This is a genomic window from Ruegeria sp. HKCCD8929, assembly GCF_013031405.1.
Lineage (GTDB): Bacteria > Pseudomonadota > Alphaproteobacteria > Rhodobacterales > Rhodobacteraceae > Ruegeria.
In genome coordinates, this window is sequence record NZ_WPZY01000112.1 from 1 (window position 1) to 2489 (window position 2489).

The window sequence follows — 2489 nt, forward strand, 5'->3', positions numbered from 1 at the left end:
TCCGCGCCAACGCGGTCCAGGACGACGATGCCGGTGAAGGCGAATACCGGATCATCCCGCAGCTGCCCGCTGCAGCCTGAGAACCACAGCACCGCCGCCGCCCAGCAGCAGCCGGCGGCGGCGCCACGCCAAAAACCACCAGGAACCATCCCCAATGACCCATTCCCTTCTGCCCAAAGTCACCTTCACTTAGCTTTCGGATCCGGGCCACGCCTGGCTCCGCATCGGGCCCCAATGGCTCGGATCCGTCGGCCTCGCCTACCGCGTCCACAAGCAAGTTATCTTGCCTCGAGGATATGAAAGCGCCAGGCGGCACTTCAAACTTCGAGTTTCTATTGGCGATCGCCATCGGCTCGTATGCAGTAAATCAAATCGACTACCTCAAGTGCTACGAGAAAGATAAACAACACTACATTTCCAGCTGTCCACGGTTCACTTTTTATCGAGACAAGGACTGCATAGAGCAATAGGAAGCCAATTGCCCACGCATGACGCTTAGGCAAACGCGCCAGCTTGCTCCAAACGCGCATCACTACTCCTTCGAACTAAATGTGATAGAGCCAGTGTTTGTGGTTAAGTAAAACTCTAGTAGACGCCCGCACGTTCGAAAGACAACCAGTGTTGTCTCATCACCAAAATCCAGAAGTGCCCCATCGGCGATGGTTCTTCCGAAACCATGAACATCCATGTCCGTATCAGACCGATAAAAGTTCACTCTTCCGTCGAGATCATTGACAGGCATTAGGTTGCAAATCGGGTCGCTAGTTTTTCGATTAATCACGGCGGATCGTATTGTAACTGTTTCAACGCCCGTGTTCTGCAGGACAATATTGTACCCTCGGTCTCCTTGGTCATCCACTCTGGCGGTAAGATCCGCCCAGGCCACAGATGGATCTACCAACATGAGAAGCCCTAAAGCCCATATGGCGGCGTGATTCCGCTGAAACAAAACTAACTCCTCCTTCCCGTTCACAATGAGTGCATCCTATATTGCGAGCGTGCTTAAGATAAAGGTAACCGGCCCGATAATCGATTTGGGAATTCTGAGCGAACGCCGTTGCCGCGCGAAGTACCTGTGATTATAGGCACGGAGCTAACCTTCAGATGCCAAAAGTTGTCCTGTGGCTTCCGGTCCCGTTGGACCGCAAGCCACAGGACCGGCGCTTGTCGCATTGCAGGAATTGGGTTTTCTGCGCGGTCGAACGCGCCTGCTGCGCAGGCACTGCCACGACCACTCACAAAACGCTCCTTTGAATTGAATGCAATGCGCTCGAGCCGCGCGCGCGGCCGCATCGCGGCCAGAGGACGAGATCCGCCAGAAACGCGACTATTTTCGGGGATCCAGTTTGCTGCCTGAAGCACGAAAATGGCTCGGCTGTTAACCCCTGCGCCGGCGGCGCAGCGCAGGGGGCCGAGAACCGGGCGCGCGTGATCGCCCAGATAATCCAATCGATCCCGATCGAGCAGCTGCATTCGTCACGCTCACTCTTTCCATTGCGGGGGAGTGCTGCCGTTCTGGCAGAGGTCAGCCATCGCGCCAAGGATCACAAAACTTTTGCAGGGGCAGGGGGGTGAGGGTGCTTTGACGGCCCGGCTGCCAGCTCCGGACAGTCCCGCTCTTCGGCATCAAGGGTAAAGTGCACCGCGCCAGGCGCGGCCCTTGACCCCGAAGACCCTGCGGGCAGGGCGGAACCAACCTCCGCATCAGCCTGTGGTGCGAGGTGCTTTGCTTTGGGGCGCGTGGTGGGCTGCAAAACTTTTGCGCCCGGAAAGCCGGCCCTTCGGGTCCTTGTCCCGCTGTCTGCCCTCAGCCTGCCCGTCAGCACACCCCCGCAATAGGGCGGGTGGACAGGACAGGGAGACACCACCCATGCATGACAACACCTCAACCGCATATGACACTATCGAACTGTTCGGCATGACTGAGACAGCAGACGATCTGCCGATCCCCAGTGACGATGAACTGCGCGATGCAATTGTCCGGGAGACATTCGAGGCTCTGTTCTCCGGCATGGTCAACACCGGCCTGCATCGGGAAATCGAACCCATCGCACACGGGCTGGCCTCGCTCATCTTCCGTCGCAGGGATGCAGCAGACAAAGCGCTTTCCGCTTTTTCCGACACCCTGCGCGGTCTCATCCGCGCCGAGGACGGGTCAGAGATTGTCACCATGCAGATCGAGGACACCCAGGCCAAGGCAGACCGCGCCCGCGATCTGCGGGACGCGCTCGACCTGATGGCCGAAACCGCAGCGCAGTGTTACGAGCTACAGACCGGCGCGGCCTTCCTGCCTGCGGCAGGTGGCCGCCGATCACGCATGGCGCATCTAAGCGGTGCCGTGTTCGAAGCCCGCCAGTGGCTGGAAAACCACGAGCGCCAGCAGGCCGCGCAGTTCGAAATCGAAGGCACGCCCCTTGCCCTTGCAGGCGACCGCGACTGGTCCGATCACACCTATATCTGGGACACGCTGGACAAAATCCGGGTGCGGT

The 2489-nt window shown here is 58.7% G+C and carries 1 pseudogene; it reads left to right on the forward strand.

The features are described from left to right. Positions 1–1870 precede the first annotated feature (1870 nt). A pseudogene (locus GOX53_RS29165) lies at positions 1871–2489 on the forward strand (DUF2493 domain-containing protein); the annotation flags it as partial.